The sequence below is a fragment of the Arthrobacter sp. TE12232 genome (assembly GCF_054062615.1).
Genome location: NZ_JBSSFK010000001.1, coordinates 2,107,564 through 2,133,867 on the forward strand (window position 1 = coordinate 2,107,564; position 26,304 = coordinate 2,133,867).

The 26,304-nt window shown below is 69.4% G+C and carries 23 protein-coding genes and 3 tRNA genes; 10 read left to right on the top strand and 16 right to left on the bottom strand.

The window, feature by feature from the left end:
• Nucleotides 1-192: 192 nt before the first annotated feature.
• The 4 genes from ACVWZ7_RS09270 to ACVWZ7_RS09285 form a co-directional block, all read right to left on the bottom strand.
• A tRNA-Phe gene (locus ACVWZ7_RS09270) sits at nt 193-268 on the bottom strand.
• A 48-nt stretch (nt 269-316) separates the two neighbouring features.
• A tRNA-Asp gene (locus ACVWZ7_RS09275) sits at nt 317-390 on the bottom strand.
• A 115-nt stretch (nt 391-505) separates the two neighbouring features.
• Nucleotides 506-578: transfer RNA gene (locus tag ACVWZ7_RS09280), tRNA-Glu, on the bottom strand.
• 206 nt (nt 579-784) lie between these two features.
• Nucleotides 785-1,387 (bottom strand): LysE/ArgO family amino acid transporter, encoded by a 603-nt coding sequence (locus tag ACVWZ7_RS09285; RefSeq protein ID WP_456507657.1) that lies wholly within the window; start codon nt 1,385-1,387, stop codon nt 785-787.
• Between the two features lie 68 nt (nt 1,388-1,455).
• Between ACVWZ7_RS09285 and ACVWZ7_RS09290 the strand changes: the two genes are divergently transcribed.
• From ACVWZ7_RS09290 to ACVWZ7_RS09310, 5 genes are all read left to right on the top strand, one after another.
• Nucleotides 1,456-2,337 carry an ArgP/LysG family DNA-binding transcriptional regulator gene (locus ACVWZ7_RS09290; protein WP_456507658.1) on the top strand — a complete coding sequence of 294 codons (882 nt, stop codon included), beginning with the start codon at nt 1,456-1,458 and terminating at the stop codon, nt 2,335-2,337.
• Nucleotides 2,338-2,459: 122 nt separating this feature from the next.
• On the top strand, nt 2,460-3,500 hold the full coding sequence (locus ACVWZ7_RS09295) for a DMT family transporter (protein WP_116765559.1): 1,041 nt from the start codon (nt 2,460-2,462) through the stop codon (nt 3,498-3,500).
• Between the two features lie 9 nt (nt 3,501-3,509).
• A complete protein-coding gene (locus tag ACVWZ7_RS09300) occupies nt 3,510-3,953 on the top strand; it encodes a metallopeptidase family protein (RefSeq protein ID WP_116765558.1) in 444 nt (147 codons plus the stop codon).
• Between the two features lie 10 nt (nt 3,954-3,963).
• Nucleotides 3,964-4,884: a cation diffusion facilitator family transporter gene (locus ACVWZ7_RS09305; RefSeq protein WP_456507659.1), complete on the top strand. Its 921-nt coding sequence runs from the start codon at nt 3,964-3,966 to the stop codon at nt 4,882-4,884.
• A gap of 339 nt (nt 4,885-5,223) precedes the next feature.
• A complete protein-coding gene (locus tag ACVWZ7_RS09310) occupies nt 5,224-6,693 on the top strand; it encodes a C40 family peptidase (protein WP_456507660.1) in 1,470 nt (489 codons plus the stop codon).
• 103 nt (nt 6,694-6,796) lie between these two features.
• On the opposite strand, the gene ACVWZ7_RS09315 is transcribed toward ACVWZ7_RS09310, so the two are convergent.
• From ACVWZ7_RS09315 to ACVWZ7_RS09340, 6 genes are all read right to left on the bottom strand, one after another.
• On the bottom strand, nt 6,797-7,630 hold the full coding sequence (locus ACVWZ7_RS09315) for an ABC transporter permease (protein WP_456509089.1): 834 nt from the start codon (nt 7,628-7,630) through the stop codon (nt 6,797-6,799).
• Nucleotides 7,631-7,733: 103 nt separating this feature from the next.
• On the bottom strand, nt 7,734-8,786 hold the full coding sequence (locus tag ACVWZ7_RS09320; protein WP_456507661.1) for an ABC transporter ATP-binding protein: 1,053 nt from the start codon (nt 8,784-8,786) through the stop codon (nt 7,734-7,736).
• Between the two features lie 40 nt (nt 8,787-8,826).
• Nucleotides 8,827-9,903 carry a LolA family protein gene (locus tag ACVWZ7_RS09325; protein ID WP_456507662.1) on the bottom strand — a complete coding sequence of 359 codons (1,077 nt, stop codon included), beginning with the start codon at nt 9,901-9,903 and terminating at the stop codon, nt 8,827-8,829.
• 111 nt (nt 9,904-10,014) lie between these two features.
• On the bottom strand, nt 10,015-10,821 hold the full coding sequence (locus ACVWZ7_RS09330; RefSeq protein ID WP_344361223.1) for a hypothetical protein: 807 nt from the start codon (nt 10,819-10,821) through the stop codon (nt 10,015-10,017).
• 50 nt (nt 10,822-10,871) lie between these two features.
• A complete protein-coding gene (locus tag ACVWZ7_RS09335) occupies nt 10,872-13,610 on the bottom strand; it encodes a PEP/pyruvate-binding domain-containing protein (RefSeq protein ID WP_456507663.1) in 2,739 nt (912 codons plus the stop codon).
• A gap of 43 nt (nt 13,611-13,653) precedes the next feature.
• The gene (locus tag ACVWZ7_RS09340) at nt 13,654-14,691 is read right to left on the bottom strand and encodes a universal stress protein (protein WP_456507664.1); all 1,038 of its coding nucleotides are present in this window, start codon (nt 14,689-14,691) and stop codon (nt 13,654-13,656) included.
• 481 nt (nt 14,692-15,172) lie between these two features.
• On the opposite strand from ACVWZ7_RS09340, the gene ACVWZ7_RS09345 reads away from it, so the two are divergent.
• Nucleotides 15,173-15,802 carry an FAD-binding protein gene (locus ACVWZ7_RS09345; protein WP_456509090.1) on the top strand — a complete coding sequence of 210 codons (630 nt, stop codon included), beginning with the start codon at nt 15,173-15,175 and terminating at the stop codon, nt 15,800-15,802.
• A gap of 71 nt (nt 15,803-15,873) precedes the next feature.
• Here the strand turns inward: ACVWZ7_RS09345 and ACVWZ7_RS09350 are convergent, their stop codons facing one another.
• On the bottom strand, nt 15,874-16,491 hold the full coding sequence (locus tag ACVWZ7_RS09350) for a copper resistance CopC family protein (RefSeq protein WP_456507665.1): 618 nt from the start codon (nt 16,489-16,491) through the stop codon (nt 15,874-15,876).
• Between the two features lie 109 nt (nt 16,492-16,600).
• On the opposite strand from ACVWZ7_RS09350, the gene ACVWZ7_RS09355 reads away from it, so the two are divergent.
• Nucleotides 16,601-18,043: an NCS2 family permease gene (locus ACVWZ7_RS09355; protein WP_456507666.1), complete on the top strand. Its 1,443-nt coding sequence runs from the start codon at nt 16,601-16,603 to the stop codon at nt 18,041-18,043.
• Nucleotides 18,044-18,239: 196 nt separating this feature from the next.
• Nucleotides 18,240-19,202, top strand: a complete 963-nt coding sequence (gene hutG, locus ACVWZ7_RS09360; RefSeq protein ID WP_456507667.1) for a formimidoylglutamase — start codon at nt 18,240-18,242, stop codon at nt 19,200-19,202.
• Nucleotides 19,203-19,205: 3 nt separating this feature from the next.
• Here the strand turns inward: hutG and ACVWZ7_RS09365 are convergent, their stop codons facing one another.
• Nucleotides 19,206-19,829, bottom strand: a complete 624-nt coding sequence (locus ACVWZ7_RS09365) for a TetR/AcrR family transcriptional regulator (protein ID WP_456507668.1) — start codon at nt 19,827-19,829, stop codon at nt 19,206-19,208.
• A 79-nt stretch (nt 19,830-19,908) separates the two neighbouring features.
• Here ACVWZ7_RS09365 and ACVWZ7_RS09370 point away from each other — a divergent pair, with 79 nt between their 5' ends.
• On the top strand, nt 19,909-20,445 hold the full coding sequence (locus ACVWZ7_RS09370; RefSeq protein WP_344361238.1) for a cupin domain-containing protein: 537 nt from the start codon (nt 19,909-19,911) through the stop codon (nt 20,443-20,445).
• A gap of 161 nt (nt 20,446-20,606) precedes the next feature.
• On the opposite strand, the gene ACVWZ7_RS09375 is transcribed toward ACVWZ7_RS09370, so the two are convergent.
• From ACVWZ7_RS09375 to ACVWZ7_RS09390, 4 genes are all read right to left on the bottom strand, one after another.
• Complete coding sequence (locus tag ACVWZ7_RS09375) at nt 20,607-20,843, bottom strand: hypothetical protein (protein WP_091250330.1); 237 nt, start codon at nt 20,841-20,843, stop codon at nt 20,607-20,609.
• Between the two features lie 151 nt (nt 20,844-20,994).
• On the bottom strand, nt 20,995-22,587 hold the full coding sequence (gene hutH / locus ACVWZ7_RS09380) for a histidine ammonia-lyase (protein WP_456507669.1): 1,593 nt from the start codon (nt 22,585-22,587) through the stop codon (nt 20,995-20,997).
• A 116-nt stretch (nt 22,588-22,703) separates the two neighbouring features.
• On the bottom strand, nt 22,704-24,401 hold the full coding sequence (hutU, locus tag ACVWZ7_RS09385; RefSeq protein ID WP_116765542.1) for a urocanate hydratase: 1,698 nt from the start codon (nt 24,399-24,401) through the stop codon (nt 22,704-22,706).
• A 275-nt stretch (nt 24,402-24,676) separates the two neighbouring features.
• Nucleotides 24,677-25,648 (bottom strand): IclR family transcriptional regulator, encoded by a 972-nt coding sequence (locus tag ACVWZ7_RS09390; RefSeq protein WP_344361246.1) that lies wholly within the window; start codon nt 25,646-25,648, stop codon nt 24,677-24,679.
• A gap of 193 nt (nt 25,649-25,841) precedes the next feature.
• Between ACVWZ7_RS09390 and ACVWZ7_RS09395 the strand changes: the two genes are divergently transcribed.
• The gene (locus ACVWZ7_RS09395) at nt 25,842-26,282 is read left to right on the top strand and encodes a protein-tyrosine phosphatase family protein (protein WP_456507670.1); all 441 of its coding nucleotides are present in this window, start codon (nt 25,842-25,844) and stop codon (nt 26,280-26,282) included.
• Nucleotides 26,283-26,304: the final 22 nt, after the last annotated feature.

The following is a 26,304-nucleotide window of genomic DNA, read 5'->3' on the forward strand; positions in this document are numbered from 1 at the left end:
GCCCGCCCGCCTGAAGGGCCCGCAAACGGGCTCCCGCCGTCGGCCTCCCGCCGACCCATGCGCCGATTGCTCCATAACGGCCCTTTCGACCCGCCAGAAGGGCCGTTATGGAGCAATCGCTAACCCATCGTCGAGGGTGAGGTGGGGTTAAAGAAGAAAAGCACCAGTTCTAAAAGAACTGATGCTTCCCAGTGGTGGCTCCGACCGGCGTCGATCCGGTGACCTTTCGATTTTCAGTCGAACGCTCTACCAACTGAGCTACAGAGCCTAGGTGACATGTCACCTTGACGGCCGGAATTTCTTCTGGCAATCAGAGCGACCCTGACGGGACTTGAACCCGCGACCTCCGCCGTGACAGGGCGGCGCGCTAACCAACTGCGCTACAGGGCCTTGCTTGTTTACTGCTTGTACTGCGTGTTTCTTGCTCACTGCGGTATCGCTACCGCAATTTTTCAAGGCCTTTAGCCTACCAGACTTTTTCATCCGGTTTGACCACTTCCTTGCGTACCCCCAACGGGATTCGAACCCGTGCCGCCGCCGTGAAAGGGCGGTGTCCTAGGCCGCTAGACGATGGGGGCCAGGACGCCATCCGGTTGAACACTTCTGGGCAAAAATTAAGGGCCGAAGCCTTTCGTTTTTGTCCTTTCGGGTTCCTCCGAACTGGACTATAAAACTATAAGGGCAGACCCCCGGTTTATCCAAAATCGGCCAGGAACGGCCATCGCCGGGGGCCGCGCCGCCCGCCCGTCCGGGAAAGCCCGCCCGGTCACGCGCGCGGGCCGGCTCAGCTCAGCAGGAGCACCGCGAGGGTGATCATCACGACGGCGATCCCCGCGTCGAGCACCCGCCACGCCGCCCGCCGCCGGAACACGGGCGCCAGGAACCGGGCCCCCGCGCCCAGTGCAGTGAACCATGCGATGCTCCCGAGTCCGGCCCCGGCAGCGAACCACCAGCGCCCGGACTCGCCGTGAGCCGCGGCGAGGGACCCGAGCAGCAACACGGTGTCCAGGTAGACGTGCGGGTTCAGCCACGTGAAGGCCAGGCAGGTGCCCAGTACGGCTCCCCGGGCGCCGCCCGGCCTGTCTCCGGAGTAGTCCATCTGTTCGCCCCGGACCGCACGCCGGGCCGCGAGCGCCCCGTAGGCGAAAAGAAACGCTGCGCCCGCCCAGCGGATCACCACGAGGGCGGCGGGCGCCCGGTCCAGGAGGACGCCGATGCCCGCCACGCCCAGCAGGATCAGGACCAGATCCGACGCTGCGCAGACTGCCACGACCATGGCGACGTGCGAGCGCTGGATGCCCTGGCGGAGGACAAAGGCGTTCTGCGCGCCGATGGCAACGATGAGGGACAGTCCGGCGGAGAGGCCGGAGAACAGAGGAAGGATCACCGTTCCACGGTAGGTGTCCGGCTCGGATGAAACCAGTTAAAGTTTCTTCCCGAACATAAGATGATCTAATGATCGACATTTCCCCTGAACAGGCCCGGACGCTGGCCGCCATTGTCACTCACGGAAGTTTCGACGCCGCGGCCGCCCACTTGTCCGTGACGCCCTCGGCCGTCAGCCAGCGTATCCGCGCCCTCGAGACGGCCGTCGGCAGGCCGGTCCTGACCCGGGCCCGGCCGGCCGGTCTCACGGAGTCCGGCCAGGCTGTGGTGCGGTTCGCGAGGCAGCTTGAGCTGCTGTCGGCCGACCTTGCCGAGGAGCTGCAGCCCGAGGAATTCTCGGGGCGGACGCGCCTGACGCTGGTGATCAACAGCGATTCCTTGCACACCTGGGCGCTGGCCGGTCTCGCGGCGGCCAGCGACAACATCCAGCTGGAGATCGTGCGCGAGGACCAGGAGCACTCGCTGGATCTCCTGCGCGCCGGCGCCGCGGCTGCCGCGATCACGGCTACGGCGACGCCCGTGCCCGGGTGCTCGTCCCGCAAGCTCGGCATCATGCGCTACCTGCCCGTATGCGCGCCGGACTTCAGCCGCCGCTGGTTCGATTCCGGCGTGAGCGCGGCGGCCCTGGCCAAGGCCCCCGTCCTGGTTTACGACCGCAAAGATGATCTGCAGGACCGCTGGCTGCGCCGGTTCAGCCGCACACCGCCCCAGGCACCACGGCACTACGTACCGGCCGCCCAGGAGTTTGGCGATGCCATCCGTTGGGGCATGGGCTGGGGGATGATCCCGGAGATCGAAATCGGCGAAGACCTCCGGAACGGAACGCTCGAGACGCTCACTCCCGGCGCGCATGTGGACGTCGCCCTCTACTGGCAGCAATGGCGGCGCGGCTCGGCGGCGCTGACGGAGGTCGCGGGCTCGGTCCAGGCGGCGGCCCGCGTCCTCCGCTGAAGCCGCCTGCCGTCCCGGGCCATGTACCTTGGCGGCACTTTGGCAGAAGTTTGGCGGAAAACCGTCTAGACGTGACCGATTTCCGCCAGCTGAGGCCGGGTGCGAGAGGCTAGATTTGCAGCATGGCAACAACCGCCGAAACAGGCTCTCCCAGTCCGGACCACACCCAGCCGGCCGGCACGCACGACGTGCCCAACCAGGCGGTCACCCCCGCCCCCGTCCGGGCGGTCACCTCCGCCACCGTCCAGCCGAAGGGCCCGACCGGCACCCGCCGCCCCGGAACCCCCGGCCAGCCGGCCCCGATCAGCAGGCTCGGCATCGCCGCCGTCGTCGTCACCGTGGTGCTGTGGGCTTCCGCTTTCGTGGGCATCCGGGCCGTGGGCCCGAGCTTCTCCCCCGGCCCCCTGACGCTCGGGCGGCTGGCCGTCGCCGCCGTCGTACTGGGCCTCCTGGTGGTGCCGAAGCTCAGGGGACTGCCCCGGGGCCGCGAATGGTGGCCCATCCTGGCCTACGGCGTCATGTGGTTCGGAGGCTACAACGTGGCGCTCAACGCCGCCGAGCACATGCTCGACGCCGGCACGGCCGCCCTGCTGATCAACGTCAACCCCATCCTGGTCGCCGTGATGGCCGGTGTGATCCTGAAAGAGGGCTTCCCGCGCTGGCTGATCATCGGCAGCCTGATCGCTTTCGGCGGCGTGGCCGTGATCGCCCTCGGTTCCGGCCAGCGGTCGACGGCGGACGTGGCCGGCGTGCTGCTCTGCCTTCTCGCGGCCGCGCTGGCCGCAGTAAGCGTGATCGTGCAAAAACCGGTGCTCCGGAAGTTCCCGGCCGCCCAGGCCACGTGGTTCGGCATTATGGTCGGCGCCATCTGCTGCCTGCCCTTCAGCGGCCAGCTGATCAGTGAACTGCAGGCCGCTTCCCTGCCGGCCACGCTGGGACTGGTGTACCTGGGCATCTTCCCCACCGCGATCGCCTTCACCACGTGGGCCTACGCGCTGTCCCTGATTGACGCCGGACGCCTCGCCGCCACCACCTATTTGGTCCCGGGCACCACGATCCTGATCTCCTGGCTGGTACTGGGCGAGATTCCGACCATCTGGGGCCTGGTGGGCGGCGTGATCTGCCTCGTGGGCGTGGGGCTGACGCGGCGCCGGTCCCGCTAGAGTTTCCCCATGACCCCGTCCCTGCCGCCCGGCCTGCCGATCATTCCAAACGGCGGGGACGACGGTGACGGTCCGGAAGGCGGCCCGTTCCCGATGTCCGAGGACGACTTCGAGGCCGCCGTGAGCGACGCCCTGGACCGGATCCCGCCCGAACTGGCACATACCATGAGCAATGTCGCGATCTTCATCGAGGACGACTACACCCCGCAGCCCGGCGAGGACCCGGACACCGTGCTGCTGGGCCTCTACGAGGGGGTTCCCCTGACCGAGCGGGACTCCTGGTGGGACGCAGGCTCGCTGCCGGACCGGATCACGATCTACCGCCAGCCCATCCTGGAGATCTGCGCATCCCGCGAGGACGTGATCGAGGAAGTCACCGTGACAGTCGTGCATGAGATCGCGCACCACTTCGGCATCAGCGACGAACGCCTGCACGAGCTCGGCTGGGGCTAGCCTTAGAGGCATGGGACACGACCACAGCCACTCGCACGGCATCACCGCCACCGGGAAACATCGGAAGCGCCTGATCGCCGTCCTGGCCATCACGCTCGCTGTGGTGCTCGTGCAAACCATTGGCGCCGTCATCTCGGGCTCCCTGGCGCTGCTCGCCGACGCCGGCCACATGCTCTCCGACGCCGCCGGCGTCTTCATCGCCCTGCTGGCCGCATGGATCGCCACCCGGCCCGCCAGCGACCTTCGCACTTACGGATACCAGCGCGCCGAGGTCTTGGCCGCACTGGCAAACGCCCTGGTCCTGATCGTCATCTCGGTGGTGATCTTCACCGAAGCGATCCGCCGGCTCGGCTCGGCCCCGGAGGTCCACACCGACGTGATGCTGTCCGCTGCGATCCTCGGCGCCGTCGCCAACCTGGTCTCCCTGCTGATCCTGCGCGGCGCCCGGAAGGAAAGCCTCAACGTCCGCGGCGCCTACCTGGAGGTCCTGGGCGATCTGCTGGGATCCTTTGCCGTCATCGCGGCGGCGCTGGTCATCATGATCACCGGATTCCAGGCGGCAGACACCATTGCCTCGATCCTCATTGCCCTCATGATCCTGCCGCGGGCCTGGCACCTGCTGCGCGACGTCGTGGACGTGCTCCTCGAGGCCACCCCCAAGGGCGTGGACGTCCAGATGATCCGCGAGCACATCCTCGCGGTGGACGGCGTGGTCTCCGTCCACGACATCCACATCTGGACCATCACCTCGGGCGTCCCCGTGTTCTCCGCGCACGTGGTGGTGGAGGACGCCGCGCTCGGCGCCCGTGGCGCCGACCGGGTCTTGGACAAGCTCACCGCCTGCCTGGGCTCCCACTTCGACACGGAACACTGCACCTTCCAGCTGGAACCCGCCACCCATTCGGAGCACGAAGCGCACCAGCACGCCTGAGCGACGGGAGCGCGTTAACCCGGGGCAGGCCGCCGTCGCCGCTGGCGTTCAGGCCGCTGGTCCGGCCGCTGCCCCGGGCGCCGTTTGCTGCATGCGTTCCTCCCTGCGCTGCCCCGGGCCCGGCTGACGCGCCGCCGATATCCTGTCCCCGGCCGGACACACCCCGCGCAAACGTGGCTAAATGACACCAATGTTGTTTATGTTGTTGGTGTGACTCGTGTTGCCAAAGTGGTCTTTGGCACGTAGCCTCATGCCTGCTGGGTGATCCGCAGAGGGGCTTCTTCACGTGCCAAATCCAACCTCGCTCATTCCAGCCTTAGACTTCAGCGAGGTTTGCCCATGAGCTGGACCGGATCCGGTCGCAAGACGGCTGTGCTGTGCACCGCCGTCGTCCTCCTTGGAACGCTCGCGCTCCCGGCGCAGGCCTCTGCACTGACTCTTGGGCAGGCACGCGGATCCCTGCCGGCCGCCGGCCGGGTTCCGGCGTCGCCGGAGATCCCCTCGCCGGAAGAGATTGCCGCCGCCAAGTCCAGTGAAAGCGCGACGGCGGCGGAGGTCACCAGGATCGACGGGCTCCTGGCCGATGCCTCGGCCGCCCAGGAAACCAGCCTGGGCGCATCCCTGCAAGCGAACAACGCCTACGGCGAGGCCCTCGTGGAGCTCGCCACCCGGCGTGACGCGGCAACTGTCGCAGCAGCCAGGGCTGCCGCCGCCGAGGCCGAACAGGCCAAGACCCGCAAGCAGGTCGGCCAGCTGGCCGGCGATTTGTACCGCAACGGCGGCCTGAATCCGGCCCTTAGCAGCTTTGTCAGCGGCACCGGGCAGGCGCTCGAAGATGCCGCCACCCTGGAGGCCGTGACGGCCGGACGCGCCCGGGCCTTCCAGTCCGCGGAAACCGCCGCCGCCGCCGCGCAGTCGTTGACGGAGGCCGCGGCAGATGCCAACCGCGCCGCCGACGAGGCGGCCACGACGGCGGAAGCCCGCAAGACCGACGCCGACCGCGCGACGGCTGCCCAGCGCCAGGCCGTGGCAGATGCCAAAGCCCAGCGGTCCGCCCTGGTGGACCAGCTGGCAAGCCTCAGGAACACGACCGCGGCGCTGGAGTCGGCCCGGGTGGACGCCCTCGACCGGCAGCGCCAGCAGGAACGGCTGGCGGCCCTGACCGCCGCTGCCGGCTCCGCCCCGCAGCCGGGCACCGGCTCCCAGCCTGCTTCAGGTTCCCAGCCGGCCCCGGCATCACCGGGAGGAGGCGGTTCGGCCGCCCCGCAGCCAGCCGCGCCGGCCCCCGCCCCGGTCGAGGTGCCGCTCGCTGCCGCCCCGGAGCCCGTTCCTGCTCCTGCGCCTGCGCCGGCTCCTGAGCCCGTTCAGGCACCGGCACCCGTACCGGTTCCTGTGCCTGTCCCGGCACCGGTCCCGGTTCCCGCGCCGATTGCGGGCGGGTCAAACCAGACGGCCATTTCGGTGGCGCTTGGCAAGACCGGATCGCCGTACTTCTACCAGTACGGCGGAACCGGGGCCTACGGGTTTGACTGCTCGGGCCTGGTGCAGAATGCATTCGCCGCGGCCGGCAAGTACCTGCCGCGCACGGCCTCCCAGCAGTTCGCGCAGGCCCCTGTTCACGTACCGCTCTCCCAGGCCCGTCCCGGCGACTTGCTCGTCTGGGGTTCACCTTCGGGGTTCTACCATGTGGCCATCTACCTCGGCGGCGGCCGCGTGGTCCAGGCGCTCAATCCCGACGCCGGCATCACCGTCACCGATGTGGCCGCCATGTCCGGGATGCAGCTCTATGGCTACGCGGCCCGCTACTGAGAGCCGCTACTAGGTCCCGCTAGCCGGGTCCTTCGGTTGGTCCCGCTCGTGGGGCCACGCCCCTGGGCGCCGGGTTTTGAGACGCGAGGGCCTGGTCCCGGAGCTAGGAGAGCACGTCCTTGGTGATGAAACGGCCGTAGGCCAGCGCACCGAAAACGGCGACGTAGCCGGCCTGCAGGACGGCGTTGGCGGCGAAGGAATCCCAGGAGAGCGGCTGGCGGAGGAGATCGCCAAAGTCCAGCCAGTAGTGGCTGAACAACCAGGGATGCAACCACTCAAGTTGCGGCAGCGCGTCCAGGACCTGCGCAACGACCGAGAGCACCACGGTGGCCGCCATGGCCCCGACCGGAACGTCCGTCAGGGTGGAGATGAAGAGTCCGATCGCGGACAACCCCAGCAGCGAAACCGCCAGATAGGCGGCGATCAGCAGCAGCCGGACCATGGCCTCGCCGGTACCGATCGTGTCGCCGGAGAGCAGGGTCACGGGTCCCACGGGGAAGAGCGCCGCGCCGATGCCTGCTCCGACCAGTGCCACGACGAGCGGGGCAACGACCACGAACAGTGCCGCGCCGGCATATTTGATGAGCAACAGGCGGACCCGCCCGGCCGGAGCCACCAGCAGATACCTGAGGGTTCCCTGCCCGGCCTCGCCGGCGATCGTGTCTCCGGCCACCACGCCGACAGTCAGCGGCAGGAACAGCGGAATGGAGACCACCATCGCCGTGACGCCTACGAACAGGCCGTTCTGGGTGATCCTGTCCAGGAAGGCGGGCCCCCGGCCGGCCGGCACGGCCGAGGAGACCCGCACGGCCACGGCAATCAGGATGGGGATGGCCGCCAGCGCGCACAGCATGGCCCACGTCCTGCGGCGGCGGAACAGCAAGCCGAGCTCAGAGGCCAGCAGGCCCCCGGTCACGGACCGGCGTCGGCCCGGCAGGCTCGCCGCCGTAACGTCGGTGGCGGCGTCACCGGCCGCTCCGCTGGGGCCGCCGGTCGGGCTGCCTGATGGGGCCCCCGACGGGCCGCCCGCGGATGAGCCGTTACTGGACAACGTCGAACCCCTCCCCCGTCAACGCCACGAAGCGGTCCTCCAGGCTGACCTGTTCGGTCGCGAAGCCGCGGACCCGGACCCCCGCTGCCACGAGGGCGGCCACCACGGCTTCGGGTTCCACGTCTTGCGGCCCCGCGTCCGCGGCCCCTGCCGTTTCCCGGGCCGCCGGGGCCGGCGCTGCCGCCGGTGCAGGCAGCGGCGCGAAAAGGACCGCGTCGGGCCCCGCGGAAGCGGCGCCGTCGGGACTCACCGAGGCGGTCAGTCCCAGCCCGGCTAGCACGTGTGCCGCGGTGCCGGGGTCCGGCGTCAGCACGCGGATCCGCGCCTGGCCGGCCCGGCGCAGCTCTGCCAGGGTTCCCTGCGCCACTAGGCGTCCCGCGCTCATGATGGCCGCATGTGTGCAGATCTGTTCCACTTCGGCGAGCAGGTGGCTGGAGACGAACACCGTGGCGCCGTCGGCCGCGAGCGAACGCACCAGGCTGCGCACTTCCCGGGTGCCCTGGGGATCCAGTCCGTTGGTGGGTTCGTCCAGCACCAGAAGGTCCCGCGGCGCCAGCAGGGCGTTGGCGATCCCCAGCCGCTGCTTCATGCCCAGTGAATAGGCGCGGACCTTCTTGTCCGCGGCGTGCGTCAGGCCCACCCGGTCCAAGGCCGACTGGATCCGGGCCCGCCGCGTGGCGGCCACCCCGTAGGGATCCGCGGCGTCCATGCGGTGCAGGTTGGCGGCGCCGGAGAGGAAGGGGTAGAAGGCTGGCCCCTCGACCAGGGCGCCGACCCGGGGCAGGACGTCATTGAGTTTCCCGGGCATCTCCTCGCCCAGGACGCGCATGGAGCCGCCGGTGGCCGAGGCCAAGCCCAGCAGGAGCCTGATGGTGGTGGTCTTCCCCGAGCCGTTCGGGCCCAGGAAGCCGAAGACGGCGCCTTTCGGCACGGCGAGATCGACATCGTCGACTGCCAGTTGATGGCCGAACCGCTTGGTCAGGCCCCTGGTCTCAATGCTCAGCTCGGTGCGCAGCTCGGCCGCCGGCCCGGCGGCGCTCACGCGGCCGTCACCGGCAGGTCCCCGGAAACCGGGCCGGTATTCACTTCTGCGCGGCAGCGGCCTGGAGCCGCTCCACAGGCACCGAGCCGGCAAAGATCCGCCCGTCGTCGAGCATCAGGACGTTCACCAGCGCGGTGGACAGGAGCCGGCCGCCCTGGACCGGGACGGTGAGCTGTTGGAGCGGTGCCGCCGCGTCCGACGTCGGCTTCTGCGTTCCCGCCGGGAACTCAACCACCGCGTCCCAGCCGGACCCCGTGACGGCCGGCTTGCGTGCGCTGTCCTTGGCCGGGGGCGTCCCCTTTTCGGAGTCAGTGCCGTGCTTGTGTTCCGGGACCGGGATCTCCTTGACCGTGGCGCCCGGCGGCGGGCTGAACGCGAAGACGGACGCGTCGGGGGCCGCAAGGGTCAGGCTCGTGTAGGCGACGCGGAAGGCGGGGTCCGCCTGTCCGCGGGCTTTGACCTCAACGCCCAGCGGCAGGCCGGTCTGGCCGTCCACGGCAACTGCGATGGACGAGACCAGGGTCGCGTCGGACTTCGGCGTGAGCACCAGGTTGTATGCGGGCCGGCCTGCCACTTGGACGTCGGCGCCCACCGTGACGTCAGTGCTGGGGTCGATCTTGGCCAAGAACATTGCGGCGAGCTGGTCCGGGGTGGCCGTGGCGTCCTTGCCGCTGTTGTGGGCGCGGCCGGCGTCGGCCGGGAGCTGGACGTGGGAGGCCGTGTTGTCCTTGGAGTTGTAGAACCACACGTCGTTGCCGTTGCGGACGACGTTCCGTTCGGCCAGCTGGTCCATCACCTGGATGCGGGCGTGGTCCGGGCCGTCGCGATAGACGCGCGCGGTGTGCGGCCCGGTCAGCAGTTCGAGCCAGGCGGTGCTTGAAGAATCCGTGCCGGGACCGGTCTTGGGGAGTTCGGGAAGGCCCAGCTCCGAGGACTGTTCCAGGGTTCCGGAGAGCGCGGGCTCGCTGTGCTGGGCGATCAGCTGCAGCACCTGTTCGGGCGTCTTGGGCGGCAGCGGGTCCCCGGCGCTGGCGGGCAGGGATCCGGCCAGCGCACCGGCGGCGATGACGGCGGGAACGGCCACGGCGGGTAGCCACCGCAGCCACTTGCGGGTCATCGTGACCGCGCCCCAAAAAGAAGTGATTCACAATTCCGCGTCTGAAGAACGCGTGCTCCAGCAGTGCAGCTCATACATCAACAGTACGCCTGGCCCCGGCCGCGCGGTGTCCTACTTCAGCACGTTGATTGTCAGCTCGACGGCGCCGAGCAGGAACGCGAGCACCGAGGTGCCAAGACCGGCGACGAGCAGCAGCCCGGGATGGGCGAGGCCCACCACCACCCGCTTCAGCCGCGGCCTGTCGCGAAGGAACTTCTTGGGCACGGTGCCGGATCCCGGGGCTTGTTTCCAGCCCCGGAGCCGCCGCAGGAACCAGGCACAGCGGATGATGAAGGCCAGCCACAGTACCGAGACCACCAGCGGGATCGCGGCCAGCAGGAGGTTGAAGCCCACCGCGGTGACCTCGCGTTCGGACGCGCCGACGAGCGACTGAAGGGTCGTTGAGATCGAGGCGCTCATGACCACGGACACGCCCCACACGAGGAACGCGGCAATCAAGGCGAGGAAGCGGACAAAGAAGTGGCCCAGCACGGAGTCCCGGCGCGGCTTCAGGTACCGGCGCGGGGTCGCGTGCAGCAAGGCGATGCTGGCCAGCAGGGTCGGCAGCGCGGCCATGCCCACCAGCACATACCAGGACCAGCCGGCCAGGTCCAGGAACTCGTCGGCCACGATCAGGGCCGCCCAGAACCCGGCCCACGCCCAGCCGGCCGTCAGCGGATGCTCCACGAGCCACGCCGGCAGCCATGCATCGCCGTCCAGGGACCGGAGCCGGCCGGGAGCTTCCGGGGCGCGCGCCTCCGGCCCGGGGGTTTCGGGCGCAGGGGTTTCGGGCGGTGCGGTCTCGGCTACCGGGGCGCCCGTGCCGGGCATCCCGCTTGCCCCGGGATGCTGGCCCTCCGAACCGCGTGCTTCGCTCATGGCCCCACTGTAGCGAGCAGCGCTACTGTGACGGCGTTACGGTGCCAGCGTCACTGTGACGGAGTCACCGTGCCGGCGGCGCCGTCGACAGTGATGTCGTCGCCCGTGGCGATCCGAGATGTCGCGTCGGGTACACCCACCACCGCAGGGATGCCATATTCCCGCGCGACGACAGCGCCGTGGGAGTTGGGGCCGCCCATTTCCATCACGAGGCCGCCGGCTGTCAGGAACAGCGGCGTCCAGCCGGGATCCGTGGACGGCGCCACGAGGATCTCGCCCAGTTCCAGATGCGCGCCCTGCGGGTCCAAGATCACGCGGGCCCGGGCGCTGACAGTCCCGGCCGAGGCAGGCGTCCCGGAGAGCACCCCCGCCGATCGGTCCGCGTCCCCCGCCCCCCGGCCGCCGGCGTCGGACTGCACGGCTTCGGGCTCGGTGCCATCGGAAAGCAGCACGCGCGGAATGTGCCGCCGGCCCAATTCGGCCACGTACGCCTCCCGGCGCTGCTGCACGATCCCGCGCAGCGCGGCGCCGCCCAGGCCCGCGTGCGCCTCGCCCAGGTCGAGGAAGAAGATGTCGTCCGCCGCGTCGATGGTCCCCGCTGCGGCGAGTTCGGCCCCCACCGCCGCGAGTTGTTGCCGGACAGCGCCGAGCGCCTCCACGAGGTGGTACTTGGGCAGTTCACGCAACCCGGCGAACATCCGGGTCCGTCTCAGCGCGGCCCGGACAAGCGCTCCACGCAAGCGGCTGCGCTGCTTCGCCGCAGCCACAAGCCGCTCCACCTGCGCGTCCGCCTCCCCCGCCGCCTTCTCGAATTGCCGGTCCGGGGCGAGGGCCGGGTCGTCCACGCGCAGATAGTTGGCCAGGACGCCGAGGATGTGGGTCGGGTCGTCAGACCAGCGGGGCATGCCGAGGTCGATTTCCGCCACGGCCCGGTGGCCGTACCGGCTCAGGAAGCCGGAGAGCCCGGACTGCACGACGCCGGGAAGCTCCCCTGTCCGGTAGCGCCGTGCCAGCTCGGGCAGTGCGGTCCAGCCGAACACCTCCGCCGCTGCGGGGTCCTTCCGAATGGCGGCAGCCAGCGCCCACAGGTCGAGGTCCATTTCGGTGGTCACATTGTTGGGCAGGCCCCGCAGGACGTCCTGCAGTGCCCCGTTCCCCGGGCTTCCCGCGAGTTTCCCGGCCGCGGCCAGCAGCGCGAACCCGAGCGCGGGCAGAGGCATGAGGGCGGGAACCACCGGAAAGACGCTTCGGCCGAGGATCCGCTCAACGTGGTCCAGTCGCTGCGCGGCCGTGGCGGCGGCGGGCGCTGTGAGGGCAGCCCTGAGCTGTTCGCCCACACGGTCGGCCCGGCGCAGCGCGTCCTCGGGCCGGAGCAGGCCGCGGACCAGGGTCTCCGGGACTCTCGCCCGCGCCGCTACCGGGGCGACGCGGCGCAGGAGCCGCCACGGCGAGCTGGTGACGACGGAGAACCTGGGATCGGCGAAGAGCTGGCGCAGCACAACCGCCGACCGCGCCTCCATGATGTCGAAGACCCGGGGGACGAACGCGCGCCCGGCCTTGCTCCGGACCACGGGAGTGAGGTCGAAGAAGATGCGTTGTCCGGCCTCCGCGTAGGGCGAGGGCCCGTCCCGGGGCACCGGCACCGGGAAATGCGCCGCCTCCGCCACGGAGGATGCAATCAGCCGGATGCCGGCGAGGCCCATCGGCGTCAGCGGCCGGGTCAGGCCCTGGGCCAGGCTAAAGCACAGATAGACGCGCGGCCCCGGCCCGGTCGGCGGCTTGTCCGGCATCGGATAGAGCGTGGTGATGGGCCTGGACTGGGTCAGCCACACGGCACCGTCGCGGCCGATGGCCCATTCGAGGTCCTGCGGCGAGCCGAAATGCACCTCGGCACGGCGGCCCAGGAGTTCCAGCGCGGCCAGCTGGGCATCGTTCAGGCTTGGCCCGGACCCGGCTCCCGGCTGGGCCACCCGCTCGGTTCCGCCGCCGGGGAGGGGCCGGATGAGCAGTCCTTTGTCCCCGATCCGCCGCTCCAGGATCGTTCCCGTGGCACCGTCGATCACGAAGTGGTCCGGGTTGACGGCCCCGGACACCACGGCCTCCCCCAGCCCCGGGCTGGCGTCGATGACCGCCTCATGCCGTCGCCCGGTGACCGGGTTGGCCGTGAAGAGCACCCCCGCCACGGCCGCGTCCACCATGCGCTGGACCACCACCGCGAGGGACACAGCGGACGGGCTGATTCCCTGCACCGCCCGGTACGTCACCGCGCGGTCGGTCCACAGCGAGGCCCAGCACTGCCGGACGGCGGACAGCACGGCATCCGCGCCGACCACATTCAGGAACGTGTCCTGCTGGCCGGCGAAACTGGCAAAGGGCAGGTCCTCGGCGGTCGCGGAGGACCGCACCGCGACCGCCGTATCGTCGCCCAGCCCCGCATAGGCGGCCCGCACGGCGGCATCGATGCCGGCCGGGACGGCGGCGTCGAGCACTAGTGCCCGGGCCTTTGCGGCGAGCAACGCCAGTCCGGCCAGGTCATCGGGGGCGGTTGCGGCGATGGCATGGTGCACGTCCGCCAGAGCCGGGGAGGCCGTGGCGTCCAAATAGGCCCGCGTCGTCAGACAGAAGCCGGCGGGAACGGGCAGGCCTGCCCGGGCCAGCTCGCCCAGGTTGGCCGCCTTGCCGCCGGCCTCGGCCAGCATGTCCTGGCCAAGACGTTCCAAGGCCAGGACCGGCGCGTCCTGGGCCATGACCGCGTCTCCGGACGGGTCCGGCCTCCGGGGGTGCTCCATGTGCGGACCGTCCTTCCGGCGTCGAGCCCGTAGCCTCAGGCGGTTAGGAGTCGCCGAGCATCGGACCGAAGCTGGCTCTGTCCGCCAGCCGGGGGTCGTCGCGGTCCGGCACCACCATGACCGGTCCCTTGGCGTGGTGGAGGACGCCGTCGGTTGTGGAGCCCAGTAGCATTCCGGCGAAGCCGCCGCGGCCGCGGGTGCCGAGCACCACGAGTTCCACGTGCCGGCTGGCGCCCACGAGAATGTCAACGGGAGAACCATCCACGAGCTGGGTCTCGACCTCGAGGCCGGGGAAGTGGCTCCGCACCCAGGCCACGCCGGCGTCAAGCTGGACCTTGATGTCCGCGAACAAGGCATCGCGGTCCATCGGGGTGGGCACCCAGGCCAGTGAGCCGGTGTACTGCGGCACGGCGCACACCAGCCGCAGCCGAGCGGAGAGCCGTTCGGCCTGGGCTGCGGCCTCCAGCACCGCGATGCGGGCCTGGTCGGAGCCGTCGACGCCGGCCACCACGACGTTCTCGACAGGCTGGTGGCCTGACTTCGCCCGTTCGGCCAGGACGTGCTTGTCGTCAGTGATTTCACCCAGGCGGTCCGCGCAGATCAACGGCACGGTGACGGTAGGGCACTTGGCGTGGGCGGGCAGAGCGCTGCTGACAGAGCCGAGCAGCCGGCCAACAAAGCCGCCGCGGCCGCGGGTTCCGAACACCAGTAGTTCTGCCGTTTCGCTGATGTCCAGCAGTACGCCGGAGGCATCGCCGTTCTCCACGGACGCGTCGACGTCGATGTTGTAGCCGGCCACCTTGTCCAGGGCGTGCTTGAGGATGGCTTCGGCGCCTTCGCGGATCACGGAGTCGTCCACGGTGGCGTAGCCGCCGTCGAGCCCGGATGCGGCAAAAATCGGAACCGAATAGGCGGTCACGATGTGCAGCGGGCGGCGACGGCGCTCCGCCTCGCGGGCTGCCCACACGAGGGCACAGTGGCTGTGGTCGGAGCCATCCACGCCCACCACGATGCCACGCGGAGGCGCCTGCTCGCCGCCGGTCTCCCCTGCCGGGTCCGGATGCACCTGTTCACGGCCCATGGGGTCCGCCTCCTCGCGATTCTTGCCTGATGTTGCGGCTATTCTGCCAGAAGTACCGGCGCCCGGCGTTCACCGGCGAGGCGGCCCCGAATCTGCGCCCAGGAACCCCTGATTTTCCTCACTATTCCCCCTAAATTTCGAACACACAAGACGGCCGTCCGGGCGGGTCCGGCGGCCCTCGGCCGAAGGATTTACGCAGAGTTAACACGCTGTTTGCCGGCCCGGTTTCCCGGGCATTCGGGGCCGGATCCCCACGATGGCCGGCATGAAATCCGCGAAAATCCGGGACTTCGGCCAATGTCCTACCTCCCCTATCCATCGGCGCGAATCTTGGGTATCCTTCGAGGCGTTGCTGAACCGAGACCGGCATTACAGAACGCAGCTACTGGGGTTGCTGCGGCCGGAACCAGGTTTCGGTCAGCGTCCGGGGTTTCACCCCGCGACTGGCACCATTTCGAGGAGGAACCCTGCAGTGTCGAGCATGCCTTTGTACGGCGGGATTGAGCGGACTACGGCCGTAGTCATCGGGACGGGTCTGTCCGGGCTGGCTGTGGCCAGCGAGCTCCAGCGCCGCGGCGTCGCGTCCATCATTGTGGACGGCCTGGACCTTCTGGGGTCCGGCCATCCGGCCAACACCTCCTCGCTCCAGCGCTGCGACGCGGCGGATGCCGCGAGCCTGAAGGAGCGCAACGAAATCCTGCGGCACCTGCGCAATTACGCGGCAAGCCACAAGCTCGATGTGCGGAACAACATCCGGGCCCTGCAGCTGGACCACCTTGAGGCCGGGGCCGACGGGGCCCCCACCGAACAGTGGGCCGTCCAGACCCCCGGCGGCGTCCTCCTGGCCGACCACCTCGTCCTGACCCGCTGCGCCCACAGCCAGCTGCGACGCATGCTCTCGCAACTCGGCATGGCGGCCGGACAGAACCTCATGACGGCGATGCATGCCCTCGGGATGTACCTCGTGGGGGTCGGCGAGCTCATTACCCCCACGCCCAAGGAGGTCCTGCGCCAGGCCAAGGTGGTGGGGCAGGCGATCTCCGCCAAGGTCTACCCGGACGGCCTCCCCACGCTCCTTCCGGGCGGCTTCGCCCTGGCGGCTCCCGCTTAGCAACGCGGGGTCAGTTATGGCCTATCAGAGGGCGCCTGATGGGTCATAACTGATCCCGCGTTGCTTTTGGTTCAGCTGTCGGCGTCGCTGCCTGAGTCGTCGGCGGTTTCGCTGTCCGCGTCCGGGGTGAGGCGGCGTTTGGCCATCAGGCCCAGGGCCACCAGGATGCCGACCCCCACCGCGACGAAGCCCATGACGCTCCATGGAAACGGCTGCGATGCATCCGGCACCGGGGCTGGCGCCTGCGTTGCGCCCGGCTGGGCGGTGCCCATCGTTGGGACTGCGGAAGCCGCCGTCGTGCCCGATGCGGCGGCGGTGGCGGTGAATGTGAAGCTGCCCTCGATCGGGTGGCCGTCGGAGCTGGCCACCCGCCACCGCACGGTGTAGAGCCCTGCAGGGGCGCCGGACTTCAGTTTCTGTGAAGCGACGTTGTCCACGATCTCCACGGAACCGTCCGCCCAGTTGGCGCCCGTGGCGTCGTTAACCAGGATCTCCGAGCCCAGGGCCAGCGGATTGTGGGTGAACGTGACGGAGACCTTGTCCGGAGGTGTGGCCACGGTGGCTCCGGAGGCCGGGCTCGTGGACTCCGCGGTATCGTGCGCCGACGCCGGGCCGACGGCTCCCAGCAGGACGGCCGCAAAGACGACTGCGCCCAGCAGGGCACTCAAAAGGTGTCGGACAGGGCGCATGGGCAGGCTACTCCTAGTGTTGTCTTCCTTACAGACTAGGCGAAAACAAAGGGTTGGCCGCGGGGCTCCCAATAGGATTTAGGCAACACCCATCACTCCCGGAGGACTAATGCTCAAGCAGGGCTCTGCACTCGACCGGTATTTCAAGATTTCCGAGCGGGGGTCGAACTTCTCGCGCGAGATCCGCGGAGGGTTCGCCACGTTCTTCGCCATGAGCTACATCGTGGTGCTAAACCCGCTGATCCTCTCCGGGCCCGACTCGACAGGCACGACGCTCGGCTTCCCAGCGGTCGCCGCAACCACCGCCTTCGTGGCCGGCATCCTCACGATCCTCATGGGCGCGTGGGCTAAGCATCCCTTTGCCCTGGCAACCGGACTCGGCGTCAACGCGTTCGTCGCCGTCACGGTGGCCACCAACCCCGGGCTGTCCTGGCCGGACATGATGGGCCTGGTGATGCTCTCCGGCATCACCATGCTGATCCTGGTCCTCACCGGCTTCCGGACGGCCGTGTTCAAGGCCGTCCCCGACGGGCTCAAGACCGCGATCGTGGTCGGCATCGGCCTCTTCATCGCCCTGATCGGCCTTGTCAATGCGGGCTTCGTGCGCCGCATCCCGGATGTCGCCGGCACCACAGTTCCGGTCGGCCTGGGCTTCGATGGCAAGCTGCTGGGCTGGCCCACCTTCGTGTTCGTCTTCGGCCTGATCCTGACCATCGCCCTGGTGGTGCGCAAGGTCAAGGGCGCCATCCTGATCGGCATCGTGGCCTCGACCATCCTGTCCGTGATCCTGGAATCCACCCTGCACATTGGTCCCAGCTTCGACGGCAAGACCCACAACCCGCAGGGCTGGTCCCTTGTCGCGCCCAAGTTCTCCGAGTGGGCCGCCCCGGACCTGTCCCTGATCGGCAACGCCAACCCGTTCGGCGCCTTTGAGCACCTCGGCTTCGTCGCCGCCACCCTGCTGGCCTTCGTGATCCTGCTCAGCATCTTCTTCGATGCCATGGGCACCATGGTGGGCCTGGCCACCGAGGCCGGCACGATCGACAAGGACGGCAACATCCCCAACGTTGACCGTGTGCTGCAGGTGGACGCCCTCGGCGCGATCATCGGCGGCGGCGCTTCCGTCTCCTCGAACCAGATCTACGTCGAATCCGGCGCCGGCATCGGCGAAGGCGCCCGCACCGGCCTGGCATCCATCGTCACGGGCCTGCTGTTCCTCGTGGCCATGTTCTTCACGCCGCTGATCAACCTCGTGCCATTCGAGGCCGTGGCCCCGGCCCTCGTGATCGTCGGCTTCATGATGGTCTCGCAGGTTGGCAAGATCGACTGGCAGGACTTGGGCATCGCGATCCCGGCGTTCCTGACCTTCACCCTCATGCCGTTCACCTACTCGATCGCCAACGGCCTGGGCGCGGGCTTCATCACCTTCGTGCTGATCCGCCTGTTCCAGGGCCGGGCCCGCGAGGTGCACCCGCTCATGTGGGTTGTGGCTGCCGCGTTCACGCTGTTCTTCGCGATCGGCCCCATCGAGGCGGCCCTCGGCATCCACTAGGGTCCTCCCGCCTTTTCCATGCGCCGAGTTGGCATTTCGCGGCAGTGTTCTTCGAATACATTGCCGCGAAACGCTAGCTCGGCGCTGCTGTTTGGCCGCCACCGTTTGTCCCCCGCCAGGCGGGGTTTCCGGGATTCCGGACAGTCCCGGCGCGCAGCGGCTGGTGTTCGGGTGCCGGCTGAGGTGAGGTAGAACCATGGATTCTTCTGCGCTCACTGTCGATGTCCCGCCGCAGCCCTGGACCGGACGGTTCGATGGCGACGGCGCCGAGCACCGGCGCTGGTGGCAGGCCGTGGCCCCCTACGCCCCGCCCGCAAACCCGGCCACGGCCTCCTCCCGGACCCGGCCCGCCGTCATCCTCGGCTTCGGCAGCGATGAGGGCGTGCGCCGCAACAAGGGCCGCACCGGCGCCGCGGCCGCTCCCGCCGCCATCAGGGCCGCCCTGGGTCCGCTCGCCTTCCACCTCGACCGGGACGTGCTCGACGCCGGCGACGTCACCGTGCGCGATGAGTCTCTCGAGGCCGGGCAGGCACGCGCCGGGCAGGCCATCTCCCGGCTCATCGATGCCGGGCAGCTTCCGGTCGTTCTGGGCGGCGGCCACGAAACCGCGTTCGCCAGTTACCTCGGCGTCGCCGGATCGTCTGCCGTGCGCGGGGGCCTGAGAGTGGGCGTCCTGAACCTCGATGCCCACTTCGACCTCCGTGACGAGGCCGTGCCCAGTTCCGGGACGCCGTTCCTGCAGATGGCCCGCGCGGAAGCCGCCGCCGGCCGCGAACTGCGCTACGCCGTCGTCGGCATTTCCGAGCCGAACAACACCCGGGCGCTCTTCCGGACCGCCGCGGAACTCGGCGTGGACTACCTGCTGGACGAGGACTGCTCGGCGGAGGCCGCCCAGGCGTTTGTGGCCGCGTTCCTGGCGCAGGTGGACGCGCTGTACCTCACGATCGATCTGGACGTGCTGCCGGCCTCGGTGGCCCCCGGGGTGAGCGCCCCGGCCGCGTACGGGGTGCCGCTCCCGGTGATCAATGCCGTGTGCCGGCAGGTCGCGGCGAGCGGGAAGCTCCTGCACCTGGATGTCGCCGAACTGAACCCCGAGTTTGACATCGACGCCCGCACCGCGAAGGTGGCCGCCCGGCTGGTCAACACGCTACTGGGGTAGGCGTCAGCCGGCAGCGGCCGGCGGGGGCCCGGACACGAGGGCCTGCCGGAGGAGTGCCTGCGCGGACCAGCGCATCGACGCCATGGCCTGCTCCGGTGAGAGCCCGCCGATGTCCGTCAGCCAGACGAGGGCCTCAATGCCGATCGCGCTGCGCACGGCCAGGGCCAGCGCCCGGATCCCGGGACCTGACAACGTCCCTTGGAGCGGAGCGAGCGCTTCCTCGATCCAGGCGATCGCCCGGCCTTGCCGCAGCGGCAGAGCCTGCGCCGGCTCCGCCGGGTCGCGTTCCAGGGACAGCCTGAGCATGGTGCGCTGCTGCGCCTCCGTGTTGACGATCAGCCTGGTGAACTCCAGCACCACGGCGTCCAGCCGCTCCGCGGGATCCTCGGGGGCGTCCGCCGGCAGCAGGGACTGCCGGACCGTTTCCGGGTGGGCCGCGGCGAGGAGCTCGCGCTGGCTCGGGAAGTACCGGTAGGCCGTGCTCCGGGCGACGCCGGCCGCTGCGGCGGTGCCATCAACAGTCGGGGCTTCCCCCGCCGCCACCGCCTCGCGGGCGGCCGCTACCAGAGCCTCGAACGTGCGGCGCTTCTGGCCCGTCCGGCCTGCGTCCTTGTAGGGGGTTGACATGGAATTCATGGTACTCCAGTCTTGTTATGGGACAAGAGTCCCATAAATTCCTCAGAAGCGATCCCGAAGAGGCGATCCCATGGAAGCGGTCAGCAGCCAGACAACCATCATCCGGACAAAAGGACAGGGCGAGCGCCGCTGGTTCTTCGGCGGAGGAGTTCACACCTGGAAAGCCAGGGCCGGTGAGACCGGCGGGGCGTTCCTGCTCTTCGAGGACCAGATGGCCGGCGGCAAGATGACACCGCTGCACAGCCACCCCGATTCAGACGAGACGATGTTCATCCTCGAGGGCGAGATCCTCATGCACGTCGACGGCGAGAATCACCGGATCGGCGCCGGCGGCCTCGCCGTGGCCCCGCGGGGAGTTCCCCACGCGTTCATGGTGGTGTCCGACTCCGCGCGGATGCTCTGCCTGCACACGCCCGGCTGCTGCGAGGCCTTCTACTGGGATGCGAGCACGCCGCTCTCCCCCGACGACTCTGCCGATGGTTCGTCCGGCGGCTCGGCGGACGGTTCAGCCCCGGCGGGCCCCGTGGACTTCAGCAAGGTACAGGAGTCGGCCCGCAGGAACGGCGGCATCGTGCTGTTGGGACCGCCGCCATTTGCGGCGCGCTAGCCGCGGCCGGGGGGGCAGAGCCGGCCGCAACCGGGCCTGACAGCGTCCGGTCCCGGCCGTGCCGGGGCCGTCGAACGCCCTCCCGGAACGCAGAAAGTCCCCGTCCCCTCCCGGACCGCGAAGTGCGGAGCCGGGGAAGGGCGGGGACTTTCTCGTGCGAGTTAGACGCGGCGCACCTGGACGCCGTCGGACTGCAGGAAGAGCTGCGTCTCGGACGGCCCGGCGGGGACCAGCCAGAGGACGTTGCCGCTCAGTGAGACTTCTTCAACCTCACCGGCCGCAATGACCTGTGCGTGCTTGACGATTTCGACCCGTTCGCCGACCCGGAGGCCGCTCCAGTCGGAAACCGTGGCTGCGGATGCAAGGCGTCTGGACAGTACCGTGCCGCGTGCTTTCATTGAACTTCTACCCCTTTGTATGTGTTCTTTGCCACAACTTCGTTGGTGTGGACTTCCATTTGTACTACAGTTCCCGGGCCCCCGCTGGCCGTGTCGCCAAAGATTTCGGGGGCGCCGGGAAATGTTCAACTGCAGTGCACTTTGTTTCTTCTCAGGCGAGATTTCCAACAGCCGATTCGGCCGCCGCCCGGACCGCACCCGACGCCACCAGGGCGTCCGCCGCTTCGAGCTCCGGCGACAGGAACCTGTCGGTGCCAGGACCGTTGACGACGTCGCGCAGCGCGGCGATCACGGCAGTACCCGCGGGGCCCGGAGTCAGTTCGCCGCCGGAGACCTGGGTGCGGATGTCCAGCGCCCGGGCCGAGGTCACGAGTTCGATCGCCAGAACGCGGCGCAGGTTCTCTACGGCGCGGCGGAGCTTGCGGGCCGCGTGCCACCCCATGGAGACGTGGTCCTCCTGCATCGCCGAGCTCGGGATCGAGTCCACCGACGCCGGGACGGCCAGCCGCTTATTGTCCGACACCAGGCCGGCCTGGGTGTACTGGGCGATCATGAGGCCCGAGTCGACGCCGGGGTCCGAGGCGAGGAAGGCCGGCAGTCCGTGCGAGCGTGCCGGGTCCAGCATCCGGTCGGTCCGGCGCTCGGCAATGGAGCTCAGGTCCGCGACGGCGATGGCCAGGAAGTCCAGCACGTAGGCCACCGGGGCGCCGTGGAAATTGCCGTTGGAGCTGACGCGGCCGTCGGGCAGGACCACCGGGTTGTCGATCGCGGCGGCCAGTTCGCGGGAGGCGACCAGGGCTGCGTGGTCAACCGTGTCGCGGACGGCGCCGGCCACCTGGGGTGCGCAGCGCAGCGAGTAGGCGTCCTGGACCTTGGTGTCGTTGATCCGGTGCGAGGCCACGATCGGCGAGTCGGACAGGACCCGGAGCATGTTGTCCGCGGAGGCTGCCTGGCCCGGGTGCGGCCGGAGCGCGGCGTGCAGCTCGGGCAGGAACACCTGGTCCGTGCCGAGCAGCGCCTCAACGCTGAGCGCAGCGGTGATGTCCGCCGTCGTGAGCAGCTGGCGGATGTCCGCGATGGCCATCAGCAGCATGCCCAGCATGCCCTCGGTACCGTTGACGAGCGCCAGGCCCTCCTTCTCGGCCAGGGTGACGGGTTCAATGCCGTGGGCGGCGAGGAGTTCGGCTACGGGGCGCGCGCCCTTGGCGCCGTACAGCTCGCCATCGGGGCCCATCGCTTCGCCTTCGCCCATCAGGACCAGGGCGCAGTGGGACAGCGGCGCGAGGTCGCCGGAGCAGCCGAGCGAGCCGAATTCGCGGACCACCGGGGTGATGCCGGCGTTCAGGACATCCACCATGGTCTGCAGGACCACGGGGCGGACGCCGGTGCGGCCGGAGGCGAGGGTCTTGGCGCGCAGGAACATGATGCCGCGGACCACTTCGCGTTCCACGGCCGGGCCCATGCCGGCGGCGTGGCTACGGATCAGCGACTTCTGCAGCTGGGTGCGCAGCTCGTTGGGGATGTGCCGGTTGGCCAGCGCGCCGAAGCCGGTGGAGATGCCGTACGCCGGGACCTCGCTGTGGGCGAGGTCGTCGATGTGGGCGCGGACCTTGGCGACGGTGTCCAGGGCTTCCTGCGAGATGGTCACCTTGGCGTCGTGGCGGGCGACGGCAACGACGTCCTCGGGCGTGACGCCGCTGGAGCCGAGGGTGACGGTGAGCGGTTCGTGGGTTGTGAGAGTCATTGAAATCTACCTAAATCTGGTGGTTGAGCCAAGCTCCCCCGTCGATTGCTCCGCATCTGCCCTTTTCAAGGCTCAGAACGGCATTTACGGAGCAATCGACGGGTTTAGCGGCTGGGTTAGCGGGACTCGGTCATGGGGATGCGGACGCCGCGTTCCTTGGCGACCTCGAGGGCGCGGTCGTAGCCGGCGTCGGCGTGGCGGATGACGCCCATACCGGGGTCGTTGGTGAGGAGGCGCGCGAGCTTTTCCGCGGCGAGGTCGGTGCCGTCGGCGACGGAGACCTGACCGGCGTGGATGGAGCGGCCGATGCCGACGCCGCCGCCGTGGTGGATGGAGACCCACGTGGCGCCGGAGGCGGTGTTGAGCAGGGCGTTGAGCAGCGGCCAGTCGGCGATCGCGTCGGAGCCGTCGGCCATGGCCTCGGTTTCGCGGTACGGGGAGGCGACGGAGCCGGAGTCGAGGTGGTCGCGGCCGATCACGATGGGGGCCTTGACCTTGCCTTCCTTGACGAGTTGGTTGAACAGCAGGCCGGCCTTGGCGCGTTCGCCGTAGCCGAGCCAGCAGATGCGGGCCGGGAGGCCTTCGAATTCGACGCGCTCACCGGCGGCGTCGATCCAGCGGTGCAGGTGCTTGTTCTCGGGGAAGAGCTCCTTGATGGCCTTGTCCGTGACCGCGATGTCCTCGGGGTCGCCGGAAAGGGCAACCCAGCGGAACGGGCCGAGGCCTTCGCAGAACAGCGGGCGGATGTAGGCCGGGACGAAGCCGGGGAACTCAAAGGCGCGGTTGTAGCCGCCCTTGCGGGCCTCGTCGCGGATGGAGTTGCCGTAGTCGAAGACCTCGGCGCCGGCATCCTGGAACTCGACCATGGCCTGGACGTGCTTGGCCATGGAAGCCTGGGCCTTCTTCGTGAAGCCTTCCGGGTCCGCCGCGGCCTCGCGGTGCCATTCCTCGACCGTGATGCCCTCGGGCAGGTAGCTCAGGGGATCGTGTGCGGAGGTCTGGTCCGTGACGATGTCCACGGTGAGCTCGCCGGCGTTGTGGCGGCGCAGGATCTCCGGGAAGACCGTGGCGGCGTTGCCGACGTAGCCCACGGACCAGCCGCGGCGCTCTTCCTTGGCCTTGAGGACCTTGGCGATGGCGGCGTCGAGGTCGGTCTCTACCTCGTCGAGGTAGCGCTTGCCGACGCGGCGGCGCAGCCGGGTCTCGTCGACGTCGACAATCAGGCAGGCGCCGTCGTTCAGGGTGACGGCGAGCGGCTGGGCGCCGCCCATGCCGCCGCAGCCACCGGTGAGCGTCAGGGTGCCGGCGAGAGTGCCGTTCTCGTCCCCGGTGAGTTTGCGGGCGATCGCCGCGAAGGTCTCAAAGGTGCCCTGCAGGATGCCCTGGGTGCCGATGTAGATCCAGGACCCGGCGGTCATCTGGCCGTACATCATCAGGCCCTCGGCTTCGAGCCGGCGGAATTCGGGCCAGGTGGCCCAGTCGCCGACGAGGTTGGAGTTGGCCAGCAGGACGCGCGGCGCCCACTCGTTGGTGCGGAAGACGCCGACCGGCTTGCCGGACTGGACCAGAAGGGTCTCGTCCTTTTCCATGGTTTCCAGGGTGCGGGTGATGGCGTCGAACGCGGCCCAGCTTCGGACCGCGCGGCCGGTGCCGCCGTAGACCACGAGGTCATCGGGGCGCTCGGCGACCTCGGGGTCGAGGTTGTTCATGAGCATGCGCAGCGGGGCTTCCGTCTGCCAGCTCTTGGCGGTGAGCTCGGTGCCGCGGGCTGCTTTGACCGGGCGGGCACCGGTGGTGAAATCGGCGGGTGCCATGAGGGGCTCCTTTGTTTCGTGGTGGTGTCTGTGCTGAAGGTGTGTGCTGAAATGTGCTGCTGAATGAATCAGAGGGAATGAGGTTCTGTATCAACTAAAGCCTGTTCGAGGCCGCGTAAACAGGGCTTGCGGACGGGTGCTGTCCGGGATTTCAGACGCCTCCAATGCTCCCCGCTGCCGCATCCCCTCTCCCCCGTTGCGCTATCACTTATGGCGCCTAAAACACCCGAATAGGAGCCATAAGTGATAGCGCAACGGGGGGTTGGCGGGGCGGGTCAGGCGGGGCGGCCGTGGATCCGGATCGAGAGTTCGTCGGCGACCTTCTGGATCCGGGCGGCCAGAGCCGGCCACTGGTCTGCGGGCAGCTTGTCCTCGAGGAAAGTCACGGCGACGGCGGCGGTCGGCCACCCGACGTGGTCCGTCACGGCGGCGGCGATCGAGCCGAAGCCCGGCGTCACCTCACCGTGTTCGGTGGCGTAACCGCGCTGCCGGACCTGGTCCAGATGCGAGGACAGCGCGGAGTACTTCATGATGGGCGACTCGGTTTCGTGCCGGGCCGTGAATGCGGCGGCGTTCGGGTACAGGGCCCGCACCTGGGACTTCGGCAGCGCGGCAAGAATCGCGCGGCCGCTCGCGGTGAGGTGGCTGGGCAGCCGGACCCCGACGTCGGTCACGAGGGACGGGCGGTTTTTGGCCCGCTCTTCCACGATGTAGAGCACGTCGCGGCCGTGCAGCACGGCCAGGTGCGCGCTTTCGCCGATCACATCCACGAGCGAGGCAAGCATGGGCCGGCCCAGCCGGGACAGCGGCTCCTGGCGGGAATAGGCCGAACTGAGTTCGAACGCGCTGATGCCCAGGCCGTAGCGCTGCTCCTCGTGGAGGTGCAGCACAAATCCGTTCGCCTCCATCACGCCGAGCAGGTGGTAGACGCTGGAGCGCGGCAAGCCCAACGCGGTGGCAATGTTCGACGCCGCCATCGGCCCCCGCCTGGAGGCCAGCAGTTTGAGGATGCGCAGTGTGTTTTCCGCCGCCGGCACCTTCGAGGCCACCTTTCCGGCGGCGGCCCGGCGGACGGGCTTGGGTGCAGGCGCGCCGGGAGCGGCGGGGGCGATCACGGTCGCGGCGTCAGGAGCGGTTCCGAGGGTGCTCACGGCGCCTCCCGCGGCGCTGCTTGCCGGGCCGGCCGGGGCATTTCCGGGCGCCGCGGAAGCGGGCAGATGGTTCAGGGTAGGGCTGGTGGCTGGCATGGATCCTCTTCGAAAAACGGTTGGTGTCCGGTATCCCGTACTTAAGCATGCGCCCGGCGGGGCAGGCCCGCCAGACCGTCAGCCGCACGCCCTGTCTGGAATACCGGACAATCCCGCGTTCGACGCATCCGCCCGCCGGCCCCGCCCCGCAACCCTGCCCCGCCTATCCCGCCGAAGGACTACGATCTGGAGCATGAAGCAGACGTGGGAGCCGGCCCAGGACGGCGTCCTGGTTCTTCCTTCCGGCCGGAGCATCCGCGGCCGCGGTCTGCACTATCCGCTGCCCGCCGGCCCGCTTCCCGAATTCGGCCTGTACCTGCTGGGGCAGCAGCCGCCCCCGGTGGAATGGGATTCCAGATGGCTCCTCTGGCCGGACCTGCGGCTGCCCGCGGACCGGCCGGACGCACTTGACGCGTTCCGGGAAGCCTGGCGCCGGGCCGCGACCGAACGGGTTGAAGTGGCCTGCTGGCGCGGCATCGGCCGGACGGGCACCGCACTGGCGTGCATCGCCATCCTCGACGGCGTCCCGCCCGGCCAGGCGGTGTCCTACGTCCGCCGCCAGTACCGGCGCCTGACGGTGGAAACGCCGTGGCAGCGCCTCTACGTGGCCCGCTTCCGCGGGGACACACCGTAGGACGCGCTCAAACAGCAAAGAC

Coding starts and splice junctions, on each gene's coding strand:
- ACVWZ7_RS09335 (WP_456507663.1), bottom strand. CDS start 13,610: ATGGAGCACCCCCGGAGGCCGGACCCGTCCGGAGACGCGGTCATGGCC.
- ACVWZ7_RS09370 (WP_344361238.1), top strand. CDS start 19,909: ATGGAAGCGGTCAGCAGCCAGACAACCATCATCCGGACAAAAGGACAG.
- ACVWZ7_RS09395 (WP_456507670.1), top strand. CDS start 25,842: ATGAAGCAGACGTGGGAGCCGGCCCAGGACGGCGTCCTGGTTCTTCCT.
- ACVWZ7_RS09290 (WP_456507658.1), top strand. CDS start 1,456: ATGATCGACATTTCCCCTGAACAGGCCCGGACGCTGGCCGCCATTGTC.
- ACVWZ7_RS09375 (WP_091250330.1), bottom strand. CDS start 20,843: ATGAAAGCACGCGGCACGGTACTGTCCAGACGCCTTGCATCCGCAGCC.
- ACVWZ7_RS09310 (WP_456507660.1), top strand. CDS start 5,224: ATGAGCTGGACCGGATCCGGTCGCAAGACGGCTGTGCTGTGCACCGCC.
- hutG (WP_456507667.1), top strand. CDS start 18,240: ATGGATTCTTCTGCGCTCACTGTCGATGTCCCGCCGCAGCCCTGGACC.
- ACVWZ7_RS09305 (WP_456507659.1), top strand. CDS start 3,964: ATGGGACACGACCACAGCCACTCGCACGGCATCACCGCCACCGGGAAA.
- ACVWZ7_RS09390 (WP_344361246.1), bottom strand. CDS start 25,648: ATGCCAGCCACCAGCCCTACCCTGAACCATCTGCCCGCTTCCGCGGCG.
- ACVWZ7_RS09340 (WP_456507664.1), bottom strand. CDS start 14,691: ATGGGCCGTGAACAGGTGCATCCGGACCCGGCAGGGGAGACCGGCGGC.
- ACVWZ7_RS09300 (WP_116765558.1), top strand. CDS start 3,510: ATGACCCCGTCCCTGCCGCCCGGCCTGCCGATCATTCCAAACGGCGGG.
- ACVWZ7_RS09365 (WP_456507668.1), bottom strand. CDS start 19,829: ATGTCAACCCCCTACAAGGACGCAGGCCGGACGGGCCAGAAGCGCCGC.
- ACVWZ7_RS09355 (WP_456507666.1), top strand. CDS start 16,601: ATGCTCAAGCAGGGCTCTGCACTCGACCGGTATTTCAAGATTTCCGAG.
- ACVWZ7_RS09330 (WP_344361223.1), bottom strand. CDS start 10,821: ATGAGCGAAGCACGCGGTTCGGAGGGCCAGCATCCCGGGGCAAGCGGG.
- ACVWZ7_RS09295 (WP_116765559.1), top strand. CDS start 2,460: ATGGCAACAACCGCCGAAACAGGCTCTCCCAGTCCGGACCACACCCAG.
- hutU (WP_116765542.1), bottom strand. CDS start 24,401: ATGGCACCCGCCGATTTCACCACCGGTGCCCGCCCGGTCAAAGCAGCC.
- ACVWZ7_RS09350 (WP_456507665.1), bottom strand. CDS start 16,491: ATGCGCCCTGTCCGACACCTTTTGAGTGCCCTGCTGGGCGCAGTCGTC.
- ACVWZ7_RS09325 (WP_456507662.1), bottom strand. CDS start 9,903: ATGACCCGCAAGTGGCTGCGGTGGCTACCCGCCGTGGCCGTTCCCGCC.
- hutH (WP_456507669.1), bottom strand. CDS start 22,587: ATGACTCTCACAACCCACGAACCGCTCACCGTCACCCTCGGCTCCAGC.
- ACVWZ7_RS09345 (WP_456509090.1), top strand. CDS start 15,173: ATGCCTTTGTACGGCGGGATTGAGCGGACTACGGCCGTAGTCATCGGG.